Annotated in this window: 21 protein-coding genes, 1 pseudogene and 1 riboswitch; of the genes and pseudogenes, 13 read left to right on the top strand and 9 right to left on the bottom strand. The window is 69.8% G+C overall.

Annotated features, from left to right (window positions below):
- Nucleotides 1–10 precede the first annotated feature (10 nt).
- The 3 genes and pseudogenes from ACK5M9_RS15160 (at nt 11) to ACK5M9_RS15150 (ending at nt 2,627) form a co-directional block, all read left to right on the top strand.
- Nucleotides 11–655 carry a nitroreductase family protein gene (locus ACK5M9_RS15160; RefSeq protein WP_416893972.1) on the top strand — a complete coding sequence of 215 codons (645 nt, stop codon included), beginning with the start codon at nt 11–13 and terminating at the stop codon, nt 653–655.
- A 327-nt stretch (nt 656–982) separates the two neighbouring features.
- On the top strand, nt 983–2,320 hold the full coding sequence (locus ACK5M9_RS15155; RefSeq protein WP_416893971.1) for a multicopper oxidase family protein: 1,338 nt from the start codon (nt 983–985) through the stop codon (nt 2,318–2,320).
- A pseudogene (locus ACK5M9_RS15150) lies at nt 2,247–2,627 on the top strand (multicopper oxidase domain-containing protein). The gene ACK5M9_RS15155 and the pseudogene ACK5M9_RS15150 overlap by 74 nt, the downstream one beginning before the upstream one ends.
- A gap of 30 nt (nt 2,628–2,657) precedes the next feature.
- Here the strand turns inward: ACK5M9_RS15150 and ACK5M9_RS15145 are convergent.
- Nucleotides 2,658–3,122, bottom strand: a complete 465-nt coding sequence (locus ACK5M9_RS15145; RefSeq protein WP_416893970.1) for a tRNA (cytidine(34)-2'-O)-methyltransferase — start codon at nt 3,120–3,122, stop codon at nt 2,658–2,660.
- A 69-nt stretch (nt 3,123–3,191) separates the two neighbouring features.
- Here ACK5M9_RS15145 and ACK5M9_RS15140 point away from each other — a divergent pair, with 69 nt between their 5' ends.
- The 4 genes from ACK5M9_RS15140 to ACK5M9_RS15125 all read left to right on the top strand — a co-directional run bounded on the left by ACK5M9_RS15140 (nt 3,192) and on the right by ACK5M9_RS15125 (nt 7,546).
- A complete protein-coding gene (locus ACK5M9_RS15140; protein WP_416893969.1) occupies nt 3,192–3,797 on the top strand; it encodes a class I SAM-dependent methyltransferase in 606 nt (201 codons plus the stop codon).
- Nucleotides 3,798–3,986: 189 nt separating this feature from the next.
- Nucleotides 3,987–6,515: an ATP-binding protein gene (locus ACK5M9_RS15135; protein WP_416893993.1), complete on the top strand. Its 2,529-nt coding sequence runs from the start codon at nt 3,987–3,989 to the stop codon at nt 6,513–6,515.
- Nucleotides 6,512–6,922: a serine protease inhibitor gene (locus tag ACK5M9_RS15130; RefSeq protein ID WP_416893968.1), complete on the top strand. Its 411-nt coding sequence runs from the start codon at nt 6,512–6,514 to the stop codon at nt 6,920–6,922. The genes ACK5M9_RS15135 and ACK5M9_RS15130 overlap by 4 nt, the downstream gene beginning before the upstream one ends.
- 30 nt (nt 6,923–6,952) lie before the next feature.
- The gene (locus tag ACK5M9_RS15125) at nt 6,953–7,546 is read left to right on the top strand and encodes a GTP-binding protein (protein ID WP_416893967.1); all 594 of its coding nucleotides are present in this window, start codon (nt 6,953–6,955) and stop codon (nt 7,544–7,546) included.
- Here the strand turns inward: ACK5M9_RS15125 and ACK5M9_RS15120 are convergent.
- Complete coding sequence (locus ACK5M9_RS15120; protein ID WP_416893966.1) at nt 7,521–8,735, bottom strand: NADH:flavin oxidoreductase; 1,215 nt, start codon at nt 8,733–8,735, stop codon at nt 7,521–7,523. The two genes, ACK5M9_RS15125 and ACK5M9_RS15120, sit on opposite strands and share 26 nt — an antisense overlap.
- Nucleotides 8,736–8,774: 39 nt before the next feature.
- On the opposite strand from ACK5M9_RS15120, the gene ACK5M9_RS15115 reads away from it, so the two are divergent.
- Both ACK5M9_RS15115 and ACK5M9_RS15110 read left to right on the top strand, forming a co-directional pair.
- Nucleotides 8,775–9,620, top strand: coding sequence for a bifunctional methylenetetrahydrofolate dehydrogenase/methenyltetrahydrofolate cyclohydrolase (locus ACK5M9_RS15115; RefSeq protein WP_416893965.1), 846 nt, complete (start codon nt 8,775–8,777; stop codon nt 9,618–9,620).
- Nucleotides 9,617–9,910, top strand: a complete 294-nt coding sequence (locus ACK5M9_RS15110; RefSeq protein WP_416893964.1) for a DUF3017 domain-containing protein — start codon at nt 9,617–9,619, stop codon at nt 9,908–9,910. The genes ACK5M9_RS15115 and ACK5M9_RS15110 overlap by 4 nt, the downstream gene beginning before the upstream one ends.
- Before the next feature lie 144 nt (nt 9,911–10,054).
- Here ACK5M9_RS15110 and ACK5M9_RS15105 read toward each other — a convergent pair whose 3' ends face one another.
- On the bottom strand, nt 10,055–10,465 hold the full coding sequence (locus ACK5M9_RS15105) for a DUF732 domain-containing protein (protein ID WP_416893963.1): 411 nt from the start codon (nt 10,463–10,465) through the stop codon (nt 10,055–10,057).
- A 161-nt stretch (nt 10,466–10,626) separates the two neighbouring features.
- Between ACK5M9_RS15105 and ACK5M9_RS15100 the strand changes: the two genes are divergently transcribed.
- Nucleotides 10,627–12,063: an FAD-binding protein gene (locus tag ACK5M9_RS15100; RefSeq protein WP_416893962.1), complete on the top strand. Its 1,437-nt coding sequence runs from the start codon at nt 10,627–10,629 to the stop codon at nt 12,061–12,063.
- A gap of 189 nt (nt 12,064–12,252) precedes the next feature.
- Nucleotides 12,253–14,085 (top strand): PE family protein, encoded by a 1,833-nt coding sequence (locus ACK5M9_RS15095; RefSeq protein ID WP_416893961.1) that lies wholly within the window; start codon nt 12,253–12,255, stop codon nt 14,083–14,085.
- A gap of 26 nt (nt 14,086–14,111) precedes the next feature.
- Here the strand turns inward: ACK5M9_RS15095 and ACK5M9_RS15090 are convergent, their stop codons facing one another.
- From ACK5M9_RS15090 to ACK5M9_RS15080, 3 genes are read right to left on the bottom strand one after another with little or no spacing between them, the layout of a single operon-like run.
- Complete coding sequence (locus ACK5M9_RS15090; protein WP_416893960.1) at nt 14,112–14,843, bottom strand: class I SAM-dependent methyltransferase; 732 nt, start codon at nt 14,841–14,843, stop codon at nt 14,112–14,114.
- Nucleotides 14,840–15,973, bottom strand: a complete 1,134-nt coding sequence (metX, locus tag ACK5M9_RS15085) for a homoserine O-acetyltransferase MetX (protein ID WP_416893959.1) — start codon at nt 15,971–15,973, stop codon at nt 14,840–14,842. Before metX ends, ACK5M9_RS15090 begins: the two co-directional genes overlap by 4 nt.
- A 10-nt stretch (nt 15,974–15,983) precedes the next feature.
- The gene (locus ACK5M9_RS15080; RefSeq protein WP_416893958.1) at nt 15,984–17,342 is read right to left on the bottom strand and encodes a bifunctional o-acetylhomoserine/o-acetylserine sulfhydrylase; all 1,359 of its coding nucleotides are present in this window, start codon (nt 17,340–17,342) and stop codon (nt 15,984–15,986) included.
- A 150-nt stretch (nt 17,343–17,492) separates the two neighbouring features.
- Nucleotides 17,493–17,612, bottom strand: a riboswitch (SAM riboswitch).
- 158 nt (nt 17,613–17,770) lie between these two features.
- Between ACK5M9_RS15080 and trpS the strand changes: the two genes are divergently transcribed.
- Both trpS and yhjD read left to right on the top strand, forming a co-directional pair.
- The gene (gene trpS / locus ACK5M9_RS15075; RefSeq protein ID WP_416893992.1) at nt 17,771–18,802 is read left to right on the top strand and encodes a tryptophan--tRNA ligase; all 1,032 of its coding nucleotides are present in this window, start codon (nt 17,771–17,773) and stop codon (nt 18,800–18,802) included.
- The gene (gene yhjD, locus ACK5M9_RS15070; protein WP_416893957.1) at nt 18,799–19,833 is read left to right on the top strand and encodes an inner membrane protein YhjD; all 1,035 of its coding nucleotides are present in this window, start codon (nt 18,799–18,801) and stop codon (nt 19,831–19,833) included. Before trpS ends, yhjD begins: the two co-directional genes overlap by 4 nt.
- A gap of 3 nt (nt 19,834–19,836) precedes the next feature.
- On the opposite strand, the gene nagA is transcribed toward yhjD, so the two are convergent.
- Genes nagA through ACK5M9_RS15055 form a run of 3 tightly spaced genes read right to left on the bottom strand, consistent with a single transcriptional unit; the run spans nt 19,837 to nt 23,548 of the window.
- Nucleotides 19,837–20,958 (bottom strand): N-acetylglucosamine-6-phosphate deacetylase, encoded by a 1,122-nt coding sequence (gene nagA, locus ACK5M9_RS15065; RefSeq protein WP_416893956.1) that lies wholly within the window; start codon nt 20,956–20,958, stop codon nt 19,837–19,839.
- On the bottom strand, nt 20,955–22,319 hold the full coding sequence (locus ACK5M9_RS15060) for a sugar porter family MFS transporter (protein ID WP_416893991.1): 1,365 nt from the start codon (nt 22,317–22,319) through the stop codon (nt 20,955–20,957). The genes nagA and ACK5M9_RS15060 overlap by 4 nt, the downstream gene beginning before the upstream one ends.
- Nucleotides 22,316–23,548, bottom strand: coding sequence for a D-alanyl-D-alanine carboxypeptidase family protein (locus ACK5M9_RS15055; RefSeq protein WP_416893955.1), 1,233 nt, complete (start codon nt 23,546–23,548; stop codon nt 22,316–22,318). Before ACK5M9_RS15055 ends, ACK5M9_RS15060 begins: the two co-directional genes overlap by 4 nt.
- Nucleotides 23,549–23,978 lie beyond the last annotated feature (430 nt).

The following is a 23,978-nucleotide window of genomic DNA, read 5'->3' as shown; positions in this document are numbered from 1 at the left end:
GCCTGCGAACATGAGCCTCAACCTGACCGTCGACGAAGTCCTGGCCACCACCCGCTCGGTGCGCAAGCGCCTCGATTTCGACAAGCCGGTGCCGCGCACTGTGCTGATGGAGTGCCTGGAACTCGCGCTGCAGGCGCCGACCGGCTCCAACTCGCAGGGCTGGCAGTGGGTGTTTGTCGAGGATGCCGCGAAGAAGAAGGCGATAGCCGACGTCTACCTGGCCAACGCGCGGGGTTATCTGAGTTCGCCCGCTCCCGAGTACGGCGTCGGCGATATCCGCGGCGAGCGGATGGGCAGGGTCCGCGACTCGGCGATGTACCTCGCCGAGCACATGCACCAGGCGCCGGTGCTGATGATCCCCTGCATTCAGGGCCGGGAGGAGAAGTCGCCGCTGGGCGGGGTTTCGTTCTGGGCGTCGTTGTTTCCGGCGGTTTGGAGCTTCTGCCTGGCGTTGCGCTCGCGCGGCCTCGGCTCCTGCTGGACCACGTTGCACCTGGTCGGCGACGGAGAACGGGAAGCCGCCGACATCCTCGGAATCCCCTATGACGACTACAGCCAGGGCGGGCTGTTCCCCATCGCCTACACCAAGGGCACCGACTTCCGGCCGGCCAAGCGGTTGCCGGCGGAGAGTCTGACGCACTGGGATCGGTGGTAGTGCGGGCGGCTGGTGCGTGGACTACGGGCCGGCTGTAGAACACAGCACTCGTTTTCGATTTGCGGGTGTTGGGGCGCGCAGCTTTCCTTCGCTCCGGGTGTTCCTCGGGTTGGCCAGGATGCCCGTTGATCCGCCCTCGTCGGCCCGCCGAACCCCTTGCCATATACCCCTAGGGGGTAGAGCCTGATTCCAGTCCAACGCTCCCCGAAAGGCCGGACGCACCAGGCCGCAGCGGAATCTGCGGCCCGGGCAACCCGGGTGCTCAGGCGCTCAGGTGCTCGCCGGGCGTTGGCTGGTAGCCGACTCGCCCCGAAAGGGATACCCGCCATGAGCACACCCGCAAGCACCGTTGTCAGCGTTCTCGATCATTTCCCCACCGACCCCGCGGGGCTGCCCGAGGCTGTGCCGCCACAGATCGTGGAGCTGCGTGACGGCGACAGCTACGAGCTGAGGGTCGCCCCGGTGGCGAAGCGCCTGGGGGACACCACAGTCCGGCTGCTGGCCTACAACGGCTCGGTGCCCGGCCCGCAGCTGCGCGTCCGGCAGGGATCGGAGATTATCGTCACCGCGATCAACGACGGCGATACCCCGACCACCGTGCACTGGCACGGGCTGCGCCTGGAAAACCGTTACGACGGGACGCCGCACACGCAGGTGCCGATCCCGGTCGGGGGCCGGTTCACCTACCGCGTCCGATTCCCCGACCCCGGCGTCTACTGGTATCACCCGCACGTTCGGCACGACTACAACCTGGAGATGGGCTCCTACGGCGCCATCGTCGTCGCTCCGGGCGACGAGGACTACTGGCCGCGGGTCGACCGCGAGGTCGCACTCACCCTGGATGACTTCCTGATCGAAAACGGGCAGGCCGCCCCGTTTAGCCGCAACCGGACCACCTACGCGGCGATGGGCCGCTACGGAAATGTCCTGCTGGTCAACGGCGAATCCGACTATTCGACCACGGCCCGCCGAGGTGAGGTGGTGCGCTTCCATCTGGTCAACACGGCCAACACCCGCACGTTCAACGTCACCTTCGCCGGTGCGCGGATGAAACTCGTCGGCGGCGACAGCGGGCACTACGAGTTCGAGCGGATCGTCGAGGAAGTGATGATCTCGCCATCCGAACGTGCCGTGATCGACGTCCTGTTCGACGAGCCGGGCCCGGTCGCATTCGAGCACCGGACACCCGATCACACCTACGTGCTGGGGGCGATCACCGTGGCCGGCGAAGCGTCCGACCCCTCGGCGGCCCGTGGATTCGGCGACCTGCGCACCAGCGACGACATGGTCGCAGAGCGGCACCGCCTAGCCGAATATCTCGGTGTCGAGCCGGACAAGACGCTCGAACTGGTCGCCGAGATGGACCACACGCTCATACCACCCGCCGAGGGTGACACCACAGTCGCACTCGCCGCCGAGGGTGACCATCCGTTCCCGCTCGGCGGTGGGGCGGTGGGGCGGTGGGGCGGGGACGTTGGTGACGGTGGGGACGGTGGGGGCGGTGGGGGCGGCGGGTCGGCAGGGCCACCATTGCCACAGTGCCGGCGGCGACCACGACCAATCGCTTCCCCCGATCGAGTGGGAAGACCACATGGTGGAGATGAACCGGACGTCGACCGATGCCACCATGCGCTGGAAGCTGGTCGAGCCCGCCACTGGCGGTGAGGGCCACACCATCGACTGGCGATTCCGGGTGGGCGACCAGGTGAAGATCCGGTTGATCAACACAACCGACTCCGATCACCCGATGCAGCATCCGATCCACCTGCACGGGGCCGGACGCTTCCTGGTGCTCACCCGTGACGGTGTGGTCGAGCCGAACCTGGTGTGGAAGGACACCGTGCTGGTGTAGACCGGGCAGACCACCGACATCCTGTTCGAGGTCACCAACCCGGGCATGTGGATGATGCACTGCCACATCGCCGAACACCACGAGAGCGGCATGATGCTCAACTTCACCGTCGAGCCGTAGCCGGACATGCGGCCATGAGTCGACGGGGCCTCAGACGGCCCCGGGGTAGCCCTGCTGCCGCCAGGCCTCATAGACCGCCACGGCCGCGGCATTGGCCAGGTTCAGCGACCGCCGTCCGGCCAGCATCGGAATGCGCACATGGGCGGTGATGTGCGGGTCGGCCAGTGTGGCCGCATCCAGGCCGGTGGGTTCGGGGCCGAACATCAAGACGTCGCCGGGCCGGTAGGAGACGTCGCTGAAGCGACTGGCGGCATGGGTGGTGAAGGCGAATACCCGCGCCGGTGCCAGCGCCCGCCATGCCGCGTGCAGGGATTCGTGCACGGTCACCGAGGCCAGGTCGTGGTAGTCCAAGCCGGCCCGCCGCAGTTTCGGTTCGCTCAGATCGAAGCCCAGCGGCTCGACGAGATGCAGTTCGCAGCCGGTTGCGGCCGCTGTCCGGATGGCATTGCCGGAGTTGGGTGCGATGCGGGGGGAGACGAACATCAGCTTGAACACAACCGTATTTTCCCCGCCCGCCGAGCCCTTGGGGCGACCGGACCGGCCGGGTCTTGCGATAATGCGTCCATGGTCGAGCAGAGCCTGTGGATGCAGAAGGTGGCGGCCGATCCCGGCCATTCCAGCTGGTATATCGAGCGATTCCGGGAAATGGAGCGCGCCGGTGAGGATCTGGCGGGGGAGGCCCGCCTGGTGGATGCGATGGCGCCCCGATCGGCGCGCATCCTCGACGCCGGCTGCGGGCCCGGCCGGGTGGGCGGGCAGCTGGCTGCGCTGGGGCATCAGGTGTTCGGCGTCGACGTCGACCCGGCGCTGATCGCCGCAGCCGAGCAGGACCATCCGGGGCCGCGCTGGCTGGTCGGGGACCTCGCCGAGCTCGACCTGCCCGCCCGCGGCATCGCCGAGCCGTTCGACATCATCGTGTCGGCGGGCAACGTGATGGCATTCCTGGCGCCGGGGACCCGCGCCGAGGTGGTACGCCGATTGCGGGCGCACGTCGCGGACGACGGCCGGGTGGTGATCGGCTTCGGGGCGGGGCGAGGGTACGTGTTCGACCGGTTCCTGCGCGACGCGGCCGATGCGGCGTTGGAGCCCGACGTGCTGCTGTCGGCCTGGGATGTGCGGCCGTTCTCCGAGGATTCCGATTTCCTGGTCGCGGTCCTGCGACCGGTGTAGGCGCACCCAGGCCGACAGCGTCGCATCCCTAACTAGTCAGTAACGATTCTGCAGACGGCCCCCGTGGGCTGTCATACTCGTCGAGCTGCTGGGCGCCCATGTGCCCGGGCAGCTGCCGGCGAACCAAGCAGGAAGTCCCATGAGCCCGTCGTCTCCCGCCATGACGCACCAAGGCGTGGCCAGGTGAGCATGTTCGCGCGCCCGGCCAACCCGGTCGCAGCGGTTGCACCCGAGCCGGCGCCGACGTCGCCACCCGGCAAACTCCCGCGCCCCTGGTCGCTGAGCAATTGGCCGGTGCGGTGGAAGGTCGCGGTGCTGGCACTGGCCCCGCTGCTGGTGGCGACGGCGTTCGGGGCGGCGCGGATCGCGGACGCACTCGCCGATTTCCACGGCCTGGAGCTGGCGGAAGCGCGGGCGGAGATGGCCCCGGCGATCGCCAACTACATGTCTGCGGTCGATGTTGGGATGTCGACGGGCGCTACCGGAGCCTCTGCGCAGGGCGTGCGCGAGAACCTTGCCGCGCGCACCTCCGAGCTGCGGGCACGGCTGGCGGACACCGACGTGACCCCCGACCTGCGTTCCGGTGTCGCCAGGCTGCTCGACGACGGGCAGGCGCTGGCCGATGCCGCCCCGGACGACAGTGCCGCCGTACCCAACCGGATCGCCGCCTATGTGCCGCTGCTGCTGGGTGCCCAAGAGGCGATCGACGCGTCGGCGCCCATCGGCGACGAACGACTCCGATCCCAGGTGCGGGCCTTGAGCCGGGCCGTCGGCACCCGCGGGCAAATGACCGTGCAGCGGCTCCTGGCGACCGGCGGCACCGACCTGCCGGGCGACACCGAACTCCTGGACTCGATTGCGACCGCGCGCGCAGCCGCCGAACAGAACGTTCGCAATGCCGTCGCCGAGATCTCCGGGTCGGTGGCGGCGCAGGCCGATGCACGCCGTCGCGCCGCGATCCGCGAGGGTGTGCTGGTGCTGGCCGTGCTGGCCGCCGCGCTCGGGATAGCACTGCTGGTGGCCCGCGCACTGGTCAAGCCGTTGCGGCTGCTGCGCGACGGTGCGGTCAGCGTCGCCCGCACCGGCCTTGACGGCGACGTCGACCGGGTGCGCGGCGGCGCCGAGCCGCACCCCGAACCGCTGGCGATCCGCACCACCGACGAGATCGGCCAAGTCGCCGGCGCCGTCGACGAACTGCACACCCGGGCGTTGCTGCTGGCCCGCGACGAGGCTCGGCTGCGGGCGCTGGTCACCGACATGTTCGAAACCACGTCGCGGCGCAGCCGGTCGCTGGTCGATCAGCAGCTGGTGATCATCGGCGAATTGGAGCGCGGCGAAGAAGATCCCGAGCGGCTCGACGGCCTGCTCCGGTTGGACCACCTGGCGGCCCGGCTGCGGCGCAACAGCGCCAACCTGCTGGTGCTGGCCGGTGCGCAGATCACCCGGGACCAGCGGGAACCGGTGCCGCTGGCGACGGTGATCAACGCGGCGCTGTCGGAGGTGCAGGACTACCGGCGAGTCGAGGTCACCGAGGTGCCCGAGGCTGCTGTCCTGGGCTCGGCGTCCGGGGCGGTCATCCACCTGCTGGCGGAGTTGACCGACAACGCGGTGCGCTACTCGCCGCCGGCCACGGCGGTGACGGTCTCGGCGGTGCGGGGCAGCGAGGGCGGGGTGCTGCTGCGCATCGTCGACGCCGGTATCGGCATGACCGAGGCCGACCGGCGGACGGCCAACATGCGACTGCAAGCCGATCACCGGGACGCGCCCGGCCCCACCCCGCAGAACGCACGGCATATGGGGCTGTTCGTGGCCGGACGGCTGGCCGCCCGCCACGGCCTGCAGGCGGAGCTGCGCCGACCGGCCGGCGACGAATCCGGCAGCGGCACCACCGCGCAGGTGTACCTGCCGCGAGCCGTCCTGGAGGGCGAGCACGGCGAACCGGCCGAACCCCCGGCGCGACGGTACCTGAGGGTGACCCCGCCGCGGGCGGAACCCGATCCTGCCGCACCCACCGTCTCGCTGCCCGGTGAGCAGTCCGGAACGGCTGTGACCGCGCTGCCGGGCCGGGGTCCCGGCGGTGCCACTGGTGCCGCACCCCGGCGGGAGGTGCCGCCCAAGCAGGAACGCCCGCTGCCGACACCGTGGTGGCAGAAGGCGCCCCAGCGGCAAACCGAGCTGCCGACCCGGCCTGGAACCGCGCCGCCCCCGGGCCACGAGTCCCCGCAGGAGGCCGGACCGGCCGCAGGCACCTCGGCCCCGCCTGCCCCGCCTGCCCCGTCGGCACCGTCGCGGTCGGACCGCACACCGGCGGGTCCCGTCGATGACGACGCCATCTATCAGCGGATGCTGACCGAGATGACCGGTGACCCGCATGATCTGCTGGCCAGCCCGGACCTGGATTGGCGCAGCGTGTGGGACCGCGGCTGGACGATGGCCGCCGACGCCGAGGACGCGCCCGTCGACAATCGGACCGAGGCGGGACTGGCGGTGCGCACACCCGGGGCCCGGCTGGTGCCGGGATCCCCCGAGGCCAACCGGGGCGACACAGCCCACGAGCCGGAATCCACCGACGACGGACCCGACTCCGCCCGGCAGGCCGAAGACGTGGCCCCGGCGCGTGACCCCGAAGCCGTCCGCACCTCGCTCGGCAGCCACTTCACCGGTGTGCGTGCCGGCCGGGCGGCAGGCGAGACCAGCCGGGACACCGACCGGTCATGACGGACCCGTCGCCGCCGAACCCGCTGGACTGGTTGGTGTCGAAGTTCGTCCGCGAAGTCCCGGGCGTGGCGCACGCACTGCTGGTGTCGGTGGACGGACTTCCGGTCGCCGCCAGCGAGCGCCTACCCCGCGAGAGTGCAGACCAGCTGGCCGCGGTGGCCTCCGGGCTGGCCAGTCTGGCCGCCGGCGCCGCGCAGCTCTTCGAAGGTGGGCACGTGCTGCAGTCGGTGGTCGAGATGCAGAACGCTTTTCTGCTCCTAATGCGGGTCGGCGACGGTTCGCACCTGGCCACCCTGGCCCTGCCGTCGTGCGACATCGGCCAGATCGGATACGAGATGGCCGTCCTGGTTGAGCAGGTCGGCAACGTCGTGCAGTCGGCCCGCCGGGCGGAATCCGGGCCGCAATGATCCGTTGCGCACCGGCAGGAAGGCCCCCGGGTGGCTCTCGGGCAGCGTGAAGCTCACGGCGCCGCACCGGTGAAGATCGTCGTCGCCGGCGGCTTCGGGGCGGGCAAGACCACGTTCGTCGCCACGGTTTCGGAGATCATGCCGCTGCGCACCGAAGCGATGGTCACCGACGCCTCGGCCGGCGTCGACATGATCGAGGCCACCCCGGACAAGCGCACCACCACCGTCGCGATGGACTTCGGCCGCCTCACCCTGGCCGACGAGCTTGTGCTGTATCTGTTCGGCACACCCGGTCAGCGGCGGTTCTGGTTCATGTGGGACGACCTGGTGCGCGGCGCGGCCGGCGCGATCGTGCTGGCCGATTGCCGGCGCCTGCAGGATTGCTTCGCCGCCGTCGACTTCTTCGAACACCGCAACCTGCCGTTCCTGGTCGCGGTCAACGAGTTCGACGGCGCCTCGCGCTACCCGGCCGCCGAGGTGCGCGCGGCGCTGGCGCTGCCCGAGCGCGTTCCGGTGATCGCCGTCGACGCCCGCGACCGAACGTCGGCCACCGGTGCGCTGATCGCACTCAGCGAGTACGCGCTGGCCCGACCGGTTCTCAGCCGGAGTCGGGGGCGCCGGTAACCACACAGCGGGTCCGGCTGTAGATGGTCGGCATGCACTGGTTGCAATGCGTGCACACCGAGCGCACCTGCGTGCCGTCGGTTCTGATCCGGTTGATCAGGTCGGGCTCGGCCAGCAGCGCCCGGGCCATGGCGACGAACTCGAACCCCTCGGCCATCGCGGTGTCCATCGTCTCCCGGTTGGTGATGCCGCCGAGCAGGATCAGCGGCAGCGACAATTCGGCGCGGAACAGCCGGGCCTCGCGCAGCAGATACGCCTCGCGGTAGGGGTATTCGCGTAGGAATTTCGTGCCGGTCATCCGGATGCCCCAGCGCAGCGGGGGCTTGAAGGCGCCGGCGAACTGCCTTACCGGCGCGTCGCCGCGGAACAGATACATCGGGTTGACCAGCGAGCTGCCGGCGGTGAGCTCGATGGCGTCCAGGCCACCGTCGTCCTCCAGCCATTTCGCGGTGGTCAGCGCCTCGTCGATGCCGATGCCGCCGCGCACCCCGTCGGCCATGTTGAGCTTGGCGGTCACCGCGATCTTTCGCGGTCCCCGATCGACTGCCCGCCGCACCGCCGTCACCACACCCCGGGCCACCTTGGCCCGGTTCGCCAGCGACCCGCCGAACTCGTCGTCGCGACGGTTGATCAGCGGCGACAGGAACGAACTCGCCAGATAGTTGTGCCCCAAATGGATTTCCACGGCGTCGAAGCCGGCTTCCACCGCCAGCCGGGCGGCGTTGGCGTGGTCGGTCAGCACGCCGTCGATGTCGTCGCGGTCGGCCTTGCGGGCGAACCGCATCGCCATCGGGTTGAAGAACCGAACCGGCGCCAGCGCGGTCGCCTTGTTGGAGCGGGCGTCGGCCACCGGCCCGGCGTGGCCGATCTGCGCGCTGACCGCGGCGCCCTCGGCGTGGATCGCCTCGGCGAGCCGGCGCAGACCGTCGACGGCCTGCGGGCGCATCCAGATCTGCTCGCCGCCGGTGCGGCCGCCGGGGGAGACCGCGCAGTAGGCGACGGTGGTCATCGCGACCCCGCCTGCGGCGTGCCGACGGTGGTATTCGATCAGGTCGTCGGTGACCAATGCCGCGGGGGTACGGGCTTCGAAAGTGGCGGCCTTGATGATCCGGTTGCGCAGCGTCAGCGGGCCGAGCCTGGCCGTGCTGAACACGTCCGGGACAGCCGGCGGGGCCTTCTCGGCTGGCATCCGACGAGCCTACGCGTCGGGCATGTCAGACTGTGTGGCGTGGGCGCAATCACCCTGGACGGCAAGGCCACCCGCGACGAAATCCTCACCGACCTCACGCAGCGGGTGACGGCACTGACCGCAGCGGAGCGCACCCCCGGGCTGGGCACCATCCTGGTCGGCGACGACCCCGGATCGCAGGCCTACGTTCGCGGCAAGCACGCCGACTGCGCGAAGGTCGGCATCACCTCGATCCGCCGCGACCTGCCGGCCGACACCGACACCGCCACGCTGAATGCGGCCATCGACGAACTCAACGCTAACCCGGAGTGCACCGGGTACATCGTGCAGCTGCCGCTGCCGCGGCACCTCGACGAGAATGCCGCCCTGGAGCGCATCGACCCCGGCAAGGACGCCGATGGTCTGCACCCGACGAACCTGGGTCGGCTGGTGCTCAACACCCCCGCGCCGCTGCCGTGCACCCCGCGCGGCATCGTGCACCTGCTGCGGCGCTACGACGTCGGGATCGCCGGGGCGCACGTGGTGGTCATCGGCCGCGGCGTCACCGTCGGGCGGCCCCTGGGGCTGCTGCTCACCCGACGCTCCGAGAACGCCACCGTCACGCTGTGCCACACCGGAACCCGCGACCTGCCCGCGCTGACCCGCCAGGCCGACATCGTCGTGGCCGCGGTCGGCGTGCCGCACATGCTGACACCCGACATGGTGCGCCCGGGTGCCGCGGTGATCGACGTCGGGGTGAGCCGGGTGAACGGCAAGCTCACCGGGGACGTGCACCCGGGCGTGTGGGAAGTCGCCGGGCACGTGTCGCCGAACCCCGGCGGGGTGGGGCCGCTCACCCGGGCATTCCTGCTGACCAATGTCGTCGAGCGGGCCGAGCGGCAGTGACCGTTCGGGCCGCCCTCGGCCGATTGCTTCGCGCACAGTGGCCGATCGTGCTCGTCGGGCTGATATTCGCGGTGGCATTCGGGTTGGCGGGTGCGAACTTCTGGCGCCGCGGCTCGCTGCTGATCGGCATCGGGGCCGGTGTGGCCGCGTCGCTGCGGCTGGTGTTGCCCGACAATCGGGCCGGGTTGCTGGTGGTGCGCAGCAGGGGGGCCGACTTCCTGACCACGGCGTCGGTGGGTGCGGCGATGGTCTACATCGCCTGGACGATCGACCCGCTGGGAACGGGTTAGGGCAGCGGGTACCGGCAATCCGGCGTACCGCCCCCCGCACGACCGCGGTGCGCGCCGAGCGTGCAATGGCTGCGGTTTTTTGGCCGTTTTTCCGCAGTAGTTGCACGTTCGGCGAGGGGCGGCGCTGGTTGCGGGGGGCAGGGGTCAGGTGCCCGCCAAGCCCGGGATCGCCGATATCCCCGGGATCTGTTGCAGTGCCCCGGGCAGTTGCCCGGTGATATTGCCCATCACCGACGGGCAGTACACCGAGATCGCGATGCTGGTGAATGTCCTGGCCATCTGCGGGGACATCCCGCTCTGGGAGGCCATCACCGTGCCCACCGCAGAGTTGAACGACCCGCCCGGCTCGCTGAGAATCGGGCAGATCCGCTCGCCCAGAGCCGCCTCGGCGGCCTCATCGCCGTCATCCATGTTGGCGTTCTGCAGCGCGGCGATGAACAGGTCGTCCATGGTGTCCGCCTCGGCGGGGGCGGTGAAGCCCGCCGCCGCGGTGAGCACTCCCGCGGTCACGGCGAGCAAGCGTAGGGGCAGCGGCAGGTCACGCCATGGTTTCATGTTCGACTTCCTCGCGATGTTGGAGCATTGCTTCCGGGGGCTCTTGACTCTTGGAACCTTTCTCCCCGGCAGTCTCATCGCAGACACGGCAAGGTAAAGGTTTGGCCGGTCGCCGCTCTTACGGCCTGTCGTCACCCGATTTGCGCCCGCGGCGGTTGACAATGCGGCTCATGATCTCTCGCCAGGTCTTTCTTCGGGGTGCCGCCGGAGCGTTGGCGACCTCGGCCCTGTTCACCTCGACGCGGGCTCGGGCGGACCCGGCCGGGGGTTGGAGCAGCCTGGCGTCGGCCATCGGCGGCCAAGTGCTGCTGCCGACCGATCCGGCATTCGCCGGACGCAAGCAGGTGTTCAACTCGGTCTACAACGGCTCCACCCCGGCGGCGGTGGTGGTGGCGAGCTCGCAGGCGGACGTCGAAAAAGCGGTGGCCTTCGCCGCCGCCAACAAACTCAAGATCGCCCCGCGCGGCGGCGGGCACTCCTACACCGGAGCCTCCACCGCGACCGGAGCCATGGTGCTCGACCTGCGCGGCATGCCGGGCGGGGTGCACGTCGACAACGCGGCGGGCACCGTGACCGTGCCGGCCGCCACCGACCTGTTCAGCGTCCACCAGGGGCTGGCCGCCGCCGGCCGGGCGATTCCGGCCGGCAGCTGCCCGACCGTCGGAACCGCCGGGCTGACCCTGGGCGGTGGGCTGGGCGCGGACTCCCGGCGGGCGGGCCTGACGTGCGATGCGCTGCGGTCGGCGACGGTCGTGCTGCCCAGCGGGCAGACGGTCACCGCGTCCGCCCAGGACAACCCCGATCTGTTCTGGGCGCTGCGGGGAGGAGGCGGCGGCAACTTCGGGGTGACGACGTCGCTGACGTTCGCGACCTTCCCCGTCGGCGCCTGCGATGTGGTGCGCGTCGATTTTCCGACGTCGGCGGGCGCGCAGGCGCTGACCGGCTGGCAGGCGTGGCTGGCGGCGGCCGATCGCGACACCTGGGGCCTGGTCGATCTTTCGGTCAACGGGACCGAGGGGAACTGTCATGTGCTGGCGACGTGTCCGGCCGGCTCCGGTGCGACGGTGGCCCAGGACATCGCGTCCGCTGTGGGGGTGCAACCCACCGCGATCGAACGCAAGACGCTGAGCCGAATGGAACTGGTGACCTACCTGGCCGGCGGCAGCTCGACGAATTCCCCGCGCGGCTTCGTTGCCGGATCCGACGTGATCGGAACCATGAATTCCGCGGCCGCGCAGGCGATCGTCGACGCAATCGGGAAGTGGCCGCCCGGAGGGGGAGCCGCTGCGGTCATCCTCGACACCATCGGCGGCGCGGTGAGCGACGTGGACCCGGCCGGCACGGCCTTCCCGTGGCGCCGCCAGTCGGCCGTTGCGCAGTGGTACGTCCAAACCGGCAACGGGCAGACCTCGACCGCCAGCACCTGGGTTGCCACCGCCCACCAGACGGTGAAGGAACACTCGGTGGGCGGCTACGTCAACTACCTCGAATCGAACATGTCGGCGGCGCGGTATTTCGGGTCGAACCTGCCGCGGCTGAGCGCCGTCCGCCGGCAGTACGACCCCGCCGGACTGATGTATTCAGGGCTCAGTTTCTGAGCCCTGACCTAGCCTTTCGTACCCGATCCAGCGGAGCGGATTGACGCCGGCAAAAAAATGTGCGTCACGGGGTTGCCGCCGGGATAAATGAGGCTACGCTGGCGACTTGGAGGCTTCGCTGAAGTTTGATCTCTGGTCCAAGCGGGTAGTCGAGGCCCGTGCGCGTCTTGTCTTCGAGGGGAGAGTCCGATGTCATTCGTCGTTGTCCGACCAGATCTGGTGATGGCCGCAACGGAGCAGCTGGCGGGCGTCAATTCCCTGCTGAACGAGGTGGCGACCGCGGCCGCGGGGCCGACCACCGGAATCGCCGCCGCGGCCGGTGACGAGATATCGGCCGCCGTAGCCCGGCTGTTCGGCACCTTCGGGCAGGAATTCCAAGCCATCAACGCCCAAGCGAGCGCCTTCAGCGCCGAATTCGCCCGGCTGCTCAACGGCGGCGCGGCCGCCTATGCCAACGCCGAACTGGCCAACGCCGGGAGCGCTCTGCTGGGTGGCTTGGGCGGGGCGGGTGCGGCGGGCGGCGTATTGGCCGCGGCCCCCGGGGATGCACTGCTGGGACTGCCCGGCGGGCTTCTCGGCGGCGGGCTTCTCGGCGGTGGGCTGCTCGGCGGCGGCGGCGGCGGCGGCGGTGGCGGGCCGCTGGGGCCGGTGCTCGGCGGTGCCGGGCCGTTGGGGCCGTTACTCGGCGGTGCCGGGCCGTTGGGGCCGCTCGGGCCGGTGCTCGGCCGTCTGGGAAATGCCCTGGGAATCCCGCTGTTCGCCGGATTCCCATCGGAGTCGGAACCGACCACTGCGCCCTATCAGAACCCCTACGTGACGCTGGTGGAGAACTCGTCGCGGAACTTCGATACCCTGCGGGCCGACTACCGGCCGTTCCCGGTGCTCAACCAGGTCGTCATCAACCAGAACCACTACGCCCAGCAGGCCATGCAGGCCATCGCGTACAACCTCGGCGGCTTCCCGGGCAATGTGTCGACGAATCTCGATCTCTTCATGGCCCTCGCCAACTCGGCCTCCCCGGGTCCGGTCGTCGACCAATTCGTCGGCGGAATCACCGGCCTGGGCAGCGTGGTGCAGCACCAGCTGATCCTGGTCGGGGAGGGGCTGCAACAGACCTATCCGGCATTCCGGGCCGACTTGGACAGCGCCTGGATGGAAATCCAGCAGGGCAACTACGGCCAGGCCGTCGAGTACGGGGCCAAGTCGTTCATCGACCTGTTCATCTCGGGGTTCGATACCAGCGGGCTGGAGGTAACTCCGGATATTCATGTCCTCCCACCCCCCATTGATGTCTCACTGAATATCGCCGGACCCATCGGCCTGGAGGGGCCCGCGGGAGCATTGATGCCGATCCTGACGGCCCTCGGCCAGAACGCGCAGGGCGGCGCGAGCTTCTTCCCGCCCGGCGGCTGGCCCGGCGGAACCATGCGCAACCTGGCCAACGGCATCGGAGTGCTCACCGACACCACCGTCGCGGCGGATTTTACGGTGGACCTGCTTAACCTCGACACCAACCCGCTGAATCCTTCCCTGGGCGTCGCCACACTGTCAGGCGAGGCCTTCTTCGGGATGCCGCTGCAGCTGGGATTCGCGTTCCTGGGTTCGCCGTTCGCCGCGCTGGGCGGGTGGGCGCATGGCGGGACGGTATTCGGCGACGCCTTGCTCCAGGGCGATCTGTGGGGAGCCGCCAACGCCCTGGGCAATATGCCCGCCTTCATCCTGGACGGCTTCCTCAACGGCGAAGTCATTGTCCAGGAGCCGCTGCCGGTGACCGTCGACCTTCCGGTGCTCGGCGTTCCGTTCACCATGCCGACGATCGCCGGACTGCCCATGGCCGGGCTGCTGGTCCCGCCGCACAACATTTCCGCGACGGTGCCGCTGAGCGAGGTCGTGGGCGTTCCGGGGCTCCCCGACCTGGTAGTCCCGCTGGGGGGCACCAAGTTCGGCGGACTGCTGCCGTTCCTGCTGAACACGATGCCGCAGACCATCGCACCGGAGATGTCCTACCTCAACAGTGAGTAGCTCAGCCAGATCAGCCGGCGCAGAACTCAGGCCGGCGTCGCCCGCACGCACACCGTGACGTACGGCAGCGCAAGGCCTTTCGCGTTTGCCAGCGCCGGATGGGTGGCCAGCAGCCCACGGACCTCGTCGAGTGTCCGGGAACGCACCTCGGCCGGTGAGGTTATGCAGTAGGTGCGGGACGCGACCAAGTCGATAAGTGCCTGCGGCGTGAGGTAATTGGTCCATTCCACCCGGTGATGTTCCACTCGGGAGAACGGTTCGGGCAGCGTTGCCTGGCCGTGCACCGGATCGCTGTCGCGGCCGATGATCTCACCCAGCTCCCGCACCCAGCCCAGCCGTTCGTCGCGGGTGTTCCACACCAGGCCCAGTCGCCCGCCGGGCCGCAGCACCCGAGCCACTTCGGGAATCGCCCTGGCCGGGTCCACCCAGTGCCAGGCCTGGGCCACCAGCACCGCGTCGACGCTGTTGTCCCGAAGCGGAATATCCTCGGCGGTCCCCAGCAGCGCCTGTGTTGCCGGCAGCGATGCGCGCAGCACGTCCAGCATCTCCGGGACCGGGTCGACGGCCACCACGTCCAGGCCGCGCTCGATCAGCCGGGTGGTCAGTTTGCCGGTACCCGCACCGAGGTCGAGCACATCGCGCGCCCCGTCTGGCAGCAGCCAGTCGATCGCCTCGGGCGGGTAGGTGGGTCGGCCCCGCTCGTAGGCGGCCGCCGCTGAGCCGAACGACAGCGAGCGCTCCCGCCGCACCCTGGTCACCGGGCACCCGCGCCTTCGGCCAGATCCAACGTCTCGCGGATCAGTTCACCGACGGCCTCGGACTCCACCAGGAAGCCGTCGTGACCGCACAGCGATTCGACCACCCGTACACCGGCACAGCCCGGCAGCAGCTCGGCGAGCTCGTCCTGCAGCCGCAGCGGATACAACCGGTCCGAGGTGATGCCGCCGACCACCACCGGCACCGGGCACCCGGTCAGCGCTGCCCGCACCCCGCCGCGGCCGCGGCCGACGTCGTGGCTGTTGAGCGACTCGGTCAGGATCACATAGCTGCCGGCGTCGAACCGGGACAGCAGCTTGTCGCCCTGGTGCTCCAGATAGCTCTGCACGGCGTAGCGGCCACCGGCCGCCGGATCCTCACCGGCTTGGGCATGGTTGGCGAACCGGTTGTCCAGCTCGAGTTCACTCCGATACGTCAGGTGGGCGAACCGCCGGGCGATCTTCAGGCCGGCCTGGGGTGCCCGGCTGGTGTCGTGGTAGTCGCCGCCCTGCCAGGCCGGGTCGGCCGTGATGGCGGCGATCTGGGTGGTCTGGGTGCCGATCTGGTCGCCGGTGGCGCGGGCGCCCACCGCCAGCAGCAGCCCGGCCCGAACCCGGTCGGGGTGGCCGACGATCCACTCCAGCGCCCGCGCGCCACCCATGGAGCCGCCGACCACCGCGGCGACCTCGGTGACTCCCAGCGCGGCCAGCGCGGCAATGTCGGCCTTCACCTGGTCGCGGATGGTGACCAGCGGAAACCGTGAGCCGTACGGCTTTCCGTCGCGGGCCAGCGAACTGGGGCCGGTGGAGCCGCGGCAGCCGCCCAGCACGTTGGTGGCCACCGCGCACCAGCGGCCGGTGTCGATCGGCGCGCCCGGTCCGGCCACCCCGTCCCACCAGCCGGGGGTCGGATGGCCCGGCCCGGCCGGCCCGGTGATGTGCGAGTCGCCGGTGAGCGCGTGCAACACCATCACCACGTTGTCCCGATTCGGCGACAGCTCACCCCAGCGCTGCACGGCGATGTGCACGTCGTCGAGGACGGCACCGCTCTCCAGCGTCAGCGGGCCGATGTCGACCACGCCGATCTCACCTTCGGCGGGCAGCGCTTGGGTGGGCACGTCGGAGATCGTCACGGGTGGGTCCTCAGAAGGCCGCCACGGATTGCGGGTCGCCGGCGCTGGATACGGCCGCCTTCGCCGCGGTAAAACCGAGTTCGAGGTCGGCGAGGATGTCGGCGATGCCCTCGATGCCGACAGCCAGCCGCACCAGGCCCGGTGTGACACCGGTTGCCAGCTGTTCGGCCGGGGTGAGCTGGGCGTGAGTGGTCGACGCCGGGTGGATCACCAGCGAGCGCACGTCGCCGATGTTGGCCACGTGGCTGTGCAGCTTCAGCGAGTCGACGAACGCCTTGCCCGCTTCCGCCCCGCCGGCCAGCTCGAAGGCCAGCACGGCCCCGGTTCCCTTGGGCGCCAGCTGCTTCGCCCGCTGGTGCCACGGCGAGCTGGGCAGCCCCGCATAGTTGACCGAGAGTACGTCGTCGCGGGCCGCCAGGAACTCGGCGACCCGCTGGGCGTTGGCCACGTGCCGCTCCATCCGCAGGCTCAGCGTTTCCAGCCCCTGGGCCACCAGGAAAGCGTTGAACGGCGACGCCGCCGAGCCGAGGTCGCGCAGCAGTTGCACGCGGGCCTTGAGGGCGAATGCCGGCGGCCCGAGCTCGGCGTACACCACGCCGTGGTAGCTGGGGTCGGGTGTGGTGAAGCCCGGGAACCGGCCCTGTGTCCAGTCGAAGGTGCCGCCGTCGACGATCACGCCGGCGATCGCCGAGCCGTGCCCGCCCAGGTACTTGGTGGCCGAGTGCACCACGATGTCCGCGCCCTGGGACAGCGGCTGGATCAGGTACGGGGTGGCGATGGTGTTGTCGACGATCAGCGGCAGCCCGTTGCGGTGCGCCACCTCCGAGACACCCGGGGTGTCCAGCAGGTCGGTCTGCGGGTTGGAGATCGTCTCACCGAAGAACGCCTTGGTGTTCGGCCGCACCGCGGCCTGCCAGGAGTCCAGGTCATCGGGGTCTTCGACGAAGCTGACCTCGATACCGAGCTTGGCCAGCGAATGGTGAAACAGGTTGTAGGTGCCGCCGTAGAGCCGGGGGCTGGACACCACGTGATCGCCGGCGCCGGCGACGTTGAGGATCGCGAACGTTTCGGCCGCCTGCCCCGACGACAGGAACAGCCCGGCCACCCCGCCCTCCAGTGCGGCGATCCGCTGCTCGACCACGTCGGTGGTCGGGTTCCCCAGACGGGTGTAGATGTTGCCCGGCTCGGCCAACCCGAACAGCGCGGCGGCGTGCGCGACGTTGTTGAAGGTGTAGGACGTGGTCTGGTAGATGGGCAGGGCACGGGCGTTGGTGGTCGGGTCGGGTTGCTGACCGGCATGGACCTGCTTGGTCTCGAACGACCAGTTCGCGGTCGGGTCGGCCGTGGTGTTGTTGTTCTCAGAGCTCACGCTGGTTGCTTTCTGCTAAATGGGGTACCGGAATTGGGTATGCGGGTGTGCGGCGGTCACGCCTGCGCCGCGGGAACCGCGGGCAGGAGTAATGACGTACAGCGAATATGAATCAACGTTTCCCTGTCAGCTCAGGGGCCCGTCACGGCGGACCCGCGCTTGCCGCGTAGCCGGGTTCGGCTACTCAACCTGGTCATCACCCGGGGCACCCCACCGCGGTTGGAGGGTTGCCGGCCAGCAAGCCGGGGCTTGACGCTGGCGCTCATGACCGCTTCGAAGCCTAGCGCATGGCGGCGCGGTGCGGCCAATCCTGGGCCGGATTCGGGGTGTCGGCCGCCGGGCCGGGGCAGCGCGTGCGCCGGTCATGGAAAGATCGGGGCACCATGAGCGCCGAAAGCATCGGGAGCCCCGGGAGCACCGGGAGCACCGTGAGCACCCCGACCGGACCTCGCCGGATCTTCTCCGGTGTGCAGCCGACCTCCGACTCGCTGCACCTAGGCAACGCGCTCGGGGCGGTCGCGCAGTGGGTTGGGCTGCAGGACGGCCACGAGGCGTTCTTCTGCGTGGTGGACCTGCACGCGATCACCATCCCGCAGGACCCCGAGGCGCTGCGCCGCCGCACCCTGATCACCGCCGCGCAGTACCTGGCGCTGGGCATCGACCCGGCCCGGGCCACCATTTTTGTGCAGAGCCAGGTGCCGGCACACAGCCAGCTGGCGTGGGTGCTGGGCTGCTTCACCGGTTTCGGGCAGGCCTCGCGGATGACCCAGTTCAAGGACAAGTCGAGCAAGCAGGGCGCCGACTCCGCCACGGTCGGGTTGTTCACCTATCCGGTGCTGCAGGCTGCCGACGTGCTCGCCTACGACACCGACCTGGTGCCGGTGGGGGAGGACCAGCGTCAGCACCTGGAACTCGCGCGCGATATCGCCCAGCGGTTCAACAGCCGCTTCCCGGACACCTTCGTGGTGCCCGACGTCCTGATCCCGAAGGTCTCGGCGAAAATCTACGACCTGCAGGACCCGACGTCGAAGATGAGCAAATCGGCGGCCACCGACGCCGGGCTGATCAGCCTGCTCGACGATCCGGGCAAGTCCGCCAAGAAAATTCGCTCGGCGGTGACCGACAGCGAACGCGAGATCCGCTACGACCCGCAGGGCAAGCCGGGCATCTCCAACCTGCTCGGCATCCAGTCGGCGGTCACCGGTATCGCCGTCGACACCCTGGTCGACGGCTACAGCGGGCGCGGCTACGGCGACCTGAAGAAGGACACCGCCGACGCCGTCGTCGCCTTCGTCAGCCCGATCAGGGCACGGGTGCAGGAGCTGACGTCCGACCCCGCCGAATTGGAGGCCGCGCTGGCCCTCGGTGCGCAGCGCGCCGGCGAGGTCGCCGGCAGAACCGTGCAGCGGGTCTACGACCGGTTGGGGTTCCTACCCGCAGCGGGAGCGGATTGGCCGTGAGCGGATCGGCCGAGCCGACAGAACCGAGCTTTGTCGACCGCCTTCGCGACCGGTACGGCTGGTTCGATCATGCGATGCGTGCCCGCGAGCGATTCAGTGGGAGCAACGGCGGGTTCTACGCGGCCGGCCTGAGCTACTACACGATCCTGGCACTCTTCCCGATGCTCATGGTCGGGTTCGCCTCGGTCGGGTTCATGTTGTCCAGGCGCCCGGCGGTGTTGCACGATATCGATGTCAAGGTCGTCGAGACGGTATCGGGCCCGCTGGCGTCCCAGCTGCTCGCGATGATGAATTCGGCGATCGACGCGCGGACTTCTGTCGGCATCATCGGGCTGGCCACCTCGACGTGGGCCGGGTTGAGCTGGATGTCGCACCTGCGGGTGGCCCTGAGTGAGATGTGGGCACAGACCTGCAACGACGGTTTCGTGCGCAGCAAGATATCCGACCTGTGGGCCTTGATCGGTACATTCCTGGTTATCATCGCGACATTGGGGTTGACGGCGCTGGGGCACGCCGAACCGATGCGCGCAGTCCTGAAATGGCTTGGGGCGCCGGAGTTGTCGATCTTCGACTGGATTTTCCGGCTCATCTCGGTGTTGGTGTCACTGCTGGTGTCGTGGCTGCTGTTCGCCTGGATGATCGCCCGGCTGCCGCGGGAACCGGTCCGATTCGGCGCGTCGATTCGCGCCGCGGTACTGGCGACGGTGGCATACGAGGTGTTCAAGCAGGTCGCGTCGATGTACCTGCGGGTGGTGATGCGCAGCCCCGCGGGTGCGACGTTCGGGCCGGTGCTGGGCTTGATGGTGTTCATCAATGTCGCCGGGCTTCTGCTGCTGTTCGCCACCGCGTGGGCGGCCACCATGCACCCCGAAGATGCCTGCGCGACGGCGGCCGAAGGGCCGGTGCCGGCGGCGGTCGGCCGGTGGATCCGCCTCGATGAGGGTCTGCCGGTCCGGCAGGCCGTCGCCGCGTTGGCGGCGGGGGCGGCCGGCGCACTGGCGATTTCGCGGTTCGTTCGGGGAAAACGCTGACCTTTACCGGCGCTCGGGCCACCGCCCGCCGGACATGACGGCGGCAACCCGCAAATCCCGGTCCAGCACGACGAGGTCGGCGGCCAACCCGGCCCGGATGGCGCCCACCCCGTGCAGGCCGAGGGCGCGGGCCGGGGTCGTCGACGTCGCGCGCACCGCGGCATTGAGTCCGCATCCGTGGGCCATCGCCGTGAAAAGCTGATCCATGGTCGCGGTGCTGCCGGCGATGGTGTCGGTCCCGCGCACCCGGGCCACCCCGGCGGTGACCGTGACCGGCACCGAGCCCAGCCGGAACTCGCCGTCGCCGCAGCCGGATGCGGCCGTCGCATCGGTGATCACCGCAACCCGTTCGGGGCCGACCGCCCCGGCTACCGCGCGCACCATCTCGGGGTGCACGTGCACACCGTCGGCGATGAGTTCGACCGTCACCCGCGGGTCCCCCAGCAGGGCCAGGACGGGCCCGGGGGCCCGGTGACTCAGCGGCGGCATCGCATTGAACAAGTGGGTTCCGACGGTCGCACCCAGCTCGATGGCATGCCGGGTCTGTTCGTAGGTCGCATCGGTATGCCCCACCGCGACAACGACACCGGCGTCGACGAAGCGAGAGATCGCGGTGTCGGCGCCGGGCAGCTCGGGGGCCAGGGTCACCATCGAGATGGCGCCGTCGGCGGCGTCGAGCAGGGCGTCGACTTCGGCGGGATCCGGCGGCCTGAGCCGGGTGCGATCATGGGCACCGCAGCGGGCCTCGCTCAACCAGGGCCCCTCCAGGTGGATGCCGGCGATCACGCCCGCACGGGCCGCTCGGGCGAGTTCGGCTACGGCGCGGGCAAGTTCGCCGGGCGCGGCGGTGACTAGGCTGGCCAGCATCGTCGTGGTGCCGTGCCGGCGGTGGAAGTCCGTGGCTTGGTGGGCCCCACCGGGGTCGCTGAACGACGCCCCGCCGCCGCCGTGCACATGCATATCGACGAACCCCGGCACCACGGTGGAATCCGGCAGTCGCACGTCGGGCGGTGCGGGTGGGTCGCCAGTGCCGCAGGAGACGATCAGCGGTCCCTCGGTCCGCACCCAGCCGGGTTCGAATACCGCGCCTTCGGCGACGACGGTACCGGCGTGGATCAGCGTCACGACGGGTCCGTCGGGCCGGCGTCCGAGGCGGGCCACCGTCCGCCGTTCTCCCAGAAGTAGCGGATGTCCTCCAGCTGTCGGCCCCGGGTCTCGGGCGCAAACCGGTAGACGACCAGGAAGGCGATCACCGCGAAAAGCCCGAACACGGCGAACATGCCGGCCATGCCGATCCGGTTGAGCATGGTCAGGGTGAAGCCGGCGATCACGGCGTTGGCGGTCAGGTTCGAGGTCTGCATGGCGCTGGAGCCCAGCGACCGCAGATGGGAGGGAAAGCTCTCACCGGCGAAAACCCAGACCAGGGAGCCGAATCCGAAGTTGAAGCCGATGATGAACAGCAGTACACCGCCGAATCCGAGAATCCGCGCGGCGGTGCCGTCGCTGGTTCCCGCGGCGATCACCACCGCGTCGGCGGCGATCATCGCTGCGATGCCGGCCAGCAGGATCGGACGCCGGCCCAGCCGGTCGACCAGCGACAGCGATACGCCGACCGCGGCCAGCGCGCCGACCTGAACCATCGCAGGCAGCGCCAGGCGCCCGAAGTTGCCTTCAAAACCCATGGCTTCGAACAGCTTCGGGCTGTAGTAGATGATCGCGTTTATGCCGGTGATCTGGACGAGGAAGCCGAGGACGACCACGAAAACGGTGGCGCGCAGGTAGGGTTTGCGCAGCATGTCGCCGATGCTGCCCCGGCGTTCGTTCAGGGCGGCCGCGATGCCGTCGAGGGTGGCTTCGACTGTGTCAGCCGGCTCGATCCGGGCCAGTGCGCGGCGGGCGTCTTCGGTGCGCCCTTTGAGCAGATACCAATTGGCGGTGTCGGACACCCGCGCCAGCATGGCCAGCAACACCACGGCCGGCGCGGCCGCCAGGCCCAGCAGCCAGCGCCAGTTCTGGGTCGGCGCGAACAGGTAGCCGGCCAGGTAGCCGACGATGATGCCGGCCAGGATCGTGAATTGGTAGGCGGTCAGCAGCGACCCGCGCACGCTGGCCGGTGCCGACTCGGCCACATACACCGGCACCACCACGATCGAGACTCCGATCGCCGCACCCAGGAATAACCGGGCGACCAGCAGCACCGGCAGCGACACAGCCGTCGCACCCAGCACCGCGAACACCGCGTATCCCGCCAGGCAGGCCACGAGCGACCTCTTGCGGCCGACGGCGTCGGCGAGCACGCCGCCGCTGAGGGTTCCCACGATCTGGCCGAGCACCACCATGGTGGTCAGCAGCTGCTTCTGCGAATCGTCGAGACCGAAATCGGTGTCGATGAACAGCAGCACTCCGGCGATGCCGCCGAGGTCGTAGCCGTAGATGATTCCGATGCAGGCGGCGGTGAGCCCGACCCGAACACCTTGGGCGGTCAGGCTCGTACCCCGTCGCGGCTGTTGATCGAGCGGGCCAGCAGGATCAGCCCGAAGACGACGATCGTCCCGAAGATGGCGACCCCGACCCGCACGGGCGCCGAGTCCGCCGGCGCCATCACGCCGGAGGCCTGGTTGATGGTGGCCAGCCGGCCGGGCTCGGCGGCCACGGCGGGGGCCAATGAGGGGTCGGGTTCGACCAGCGAACCGATCTGGGTGCCCACCGGTGTGCTGAACCCGTAGTCCAGCAGATGCGCGGCCTGCTCCCAGGGCGGGATCGGCTGGCGGGTGCCGTGCAGCAGGATCGCCACCAGACGCCGGCCGTCGTGGTTGGCGGCGCCGACGAACGTCTGGCCGGCATCGTCGGTGTAGCCGGTCTTTCCGCCCATGGCGCCCGGGTAGTTGTAGAGCAGCTTGTTGTCGTTGTCCAGTTGGTAGCCGGGATGGTCGCCGTGACCGGGGAAGTCGAAGTCACGGGTGGCGACGATGTCAGCGAAGACGGGGTTGCGCCAGGCGTAGCGGTAGAACAGGCCGATGTCGTAGGCCGAGGTGCTCATGCCCGGAGCGTCGAGTCCCGACGGCGAGGCCGCGCGGGTGTCGTGTCCACCGAGTTTGGCGGCCAGCACGTTGACCTTCTGCAGTGCCGCGTCCATGCCGCCGAGTTGCATGGCCAGTGAATGTGCGGCGTCGTTGCCCGATCCCATCAGCAGCCCGTGCAGCAGCTGGTTGACGGTGTAGGTGCCGCCTTCGGCCACCCCCACCTTGGTGCCCTCGGAGGCGGCGTCGTCGGGGGTGCCCTCGACGGTCTTGTTCTGGTCCAGTTCGTTGATGGAGGCCATTGCGACCAGCACCTTGATGATGCTCGCCGGCCGGTGCCGGCCGTGCGGGTCGCGGGCGGCGATGACGGCCCCGCTATCCAGGTCGGCGACCAGCCAGGCCTCGGCGGAGATGTCGCCCGGTACCGGCGGGGTGTCGGGGGCTGCGACGATCCCGCAGCCGCCCAGCGCGTTGCCGCCGACCGGGGACGCCGGCACCGCCAGCGGAATCGGGGGGTCGCCGGCCTGAGGAACCTCGGAGGAGTCGACGGCGGGCGGGGTGTTGATCTTGTAGGGGCAATCCGGTGGGCCGGGTTCGGCGACGGCTGCCGGGGCCGCGCTCAGGGTGAGTGCGCTCGACCCGGCGACCAGGAAAGCCGCTGCGGCCAGGCGTGCCGTGGAGCGTAAAAGGTGCATCGACTGTGCAGGGTAGGCGATCGGCGACCCGATTTCGGGGAGCCGCGCTGTGACTGGTGGGACAGAAGTTGCAAATGATATGCGTGAGGCATCCCCCCTTTCGCCGAGCGTGACACCACAGTCACATCTGGCGGCGAGGATGACTGTGGGGTAACGCTCGGCGGTAGTGCTGACTGTGGGGTAGCGCTCGAAGGGTGTAGGGAAGTGCCCACCGAGCGTGACTCCACAGTCACGTTTGGCGGCGGGGGTGACTGTGGAATCACGCTCGACGGGGGTGCTGACTCCGCAGTCACGTTTGGCGGGCGTAGGGAAGTGCCCACCGAGCGTGTCTCCACAGTCACGTTTGGCGGCGGGGGTGACTGTGGAATCACGCTCGACGGGGGTGCTGACTCCGCAGTCACGTTTGGCGGGCGTAGGGAAGTGCCCACCG

It is taken from the genome of Mycobacterium sp., from assembly GCF_047975165.1.
Lineage (GTDB): Bacteria > Actinomycetota > Actinomycetes > Mycobacteriales > Mycobacteriaceae > Mycobacterium.
The sequence above is the reverse complement of the archived record's forward strand: the minus strand, read 5'-3'. Positions and strand labels throughout refer to the sequence as shown.

Excerpts from the sequence above, each read along its gene's own strand:
- ACK5M9_RS15160 (WP_416893972.1), top strand. The coding sequence starts at position 11 with ATGAGCCTCAACCTGACCGTCGACGAAGTCCTGGCCACCACCCGCTCG.
- ACK5M9_RS15155 (WP_416893971.1), top strand. The coding sequence starts at position 983 with ATGAGCACACCCGCAAGCACCGTTGTCAGCGTTCTCGATCATTTCCCC.
- ACK5M9_RS15140 (WP_416893969.1), top strand. The coding sequence starts at position 3,192 with ATGGTCGAGCAGAGCCTGTGGATGCAGAAGGTGGCGGCCGATCCCGGC.
- ACK5M9_RS15135 (WP_416893993.1), top strand. The coding sequence starts at position 3,987 with ATGTTCGCGCGCCCGGCCAACCCGGTCGCAGCGGTTGCACCCGAGCCG.
- ACK5M9_RS15130 (WP_416893968.1), top strand. The coding sequence starts at position 6,512 with ATGACGGACCCGTCGCCGCCGAACCCGCTGGACTGGTTGGTGTCGAAG.
- ACK5M9_RS15120 (WP_416893966.1), bottom strand. The coding sequence starts at position 8,735 with ATGCCAGCCGAGAAGGCCCCGCCGGCTGTCCCGGACGTGTTCAGCACG.
- ACK5M9_RS15105 (WP_416893963.1), bottom strand. The coding sequence starts at position 10,465 with ATGAAACCATGGCGTGACCTGCCGCTGCCCCTACGCTTGCTCGCCGTG.
- ACK5M9_RS15100 (WP_416893962.1), top strand. The coding sequence starts at position 10,627 with ATGCGGCTCATGATCTCTCGCCAGGTCTTTCTTCGGGGTGCCGCCGGA.
- ACK5M9_RS15095 (WP_416893961.1), top strand. The coding sequence starts at position 12,253 with ATGTCATTCGTCGTTGTCCGACCAGATCTGGTGATGGCCGCAACGGAG.
- ACK5M9_RS15055 (WP_416893955.1), bottom strand. The coding sequence starts at position 23,548 with ATGCACCTTTTACGCTCCACGGCACGCCTGGCCGCAGCGGCTTTCCTG.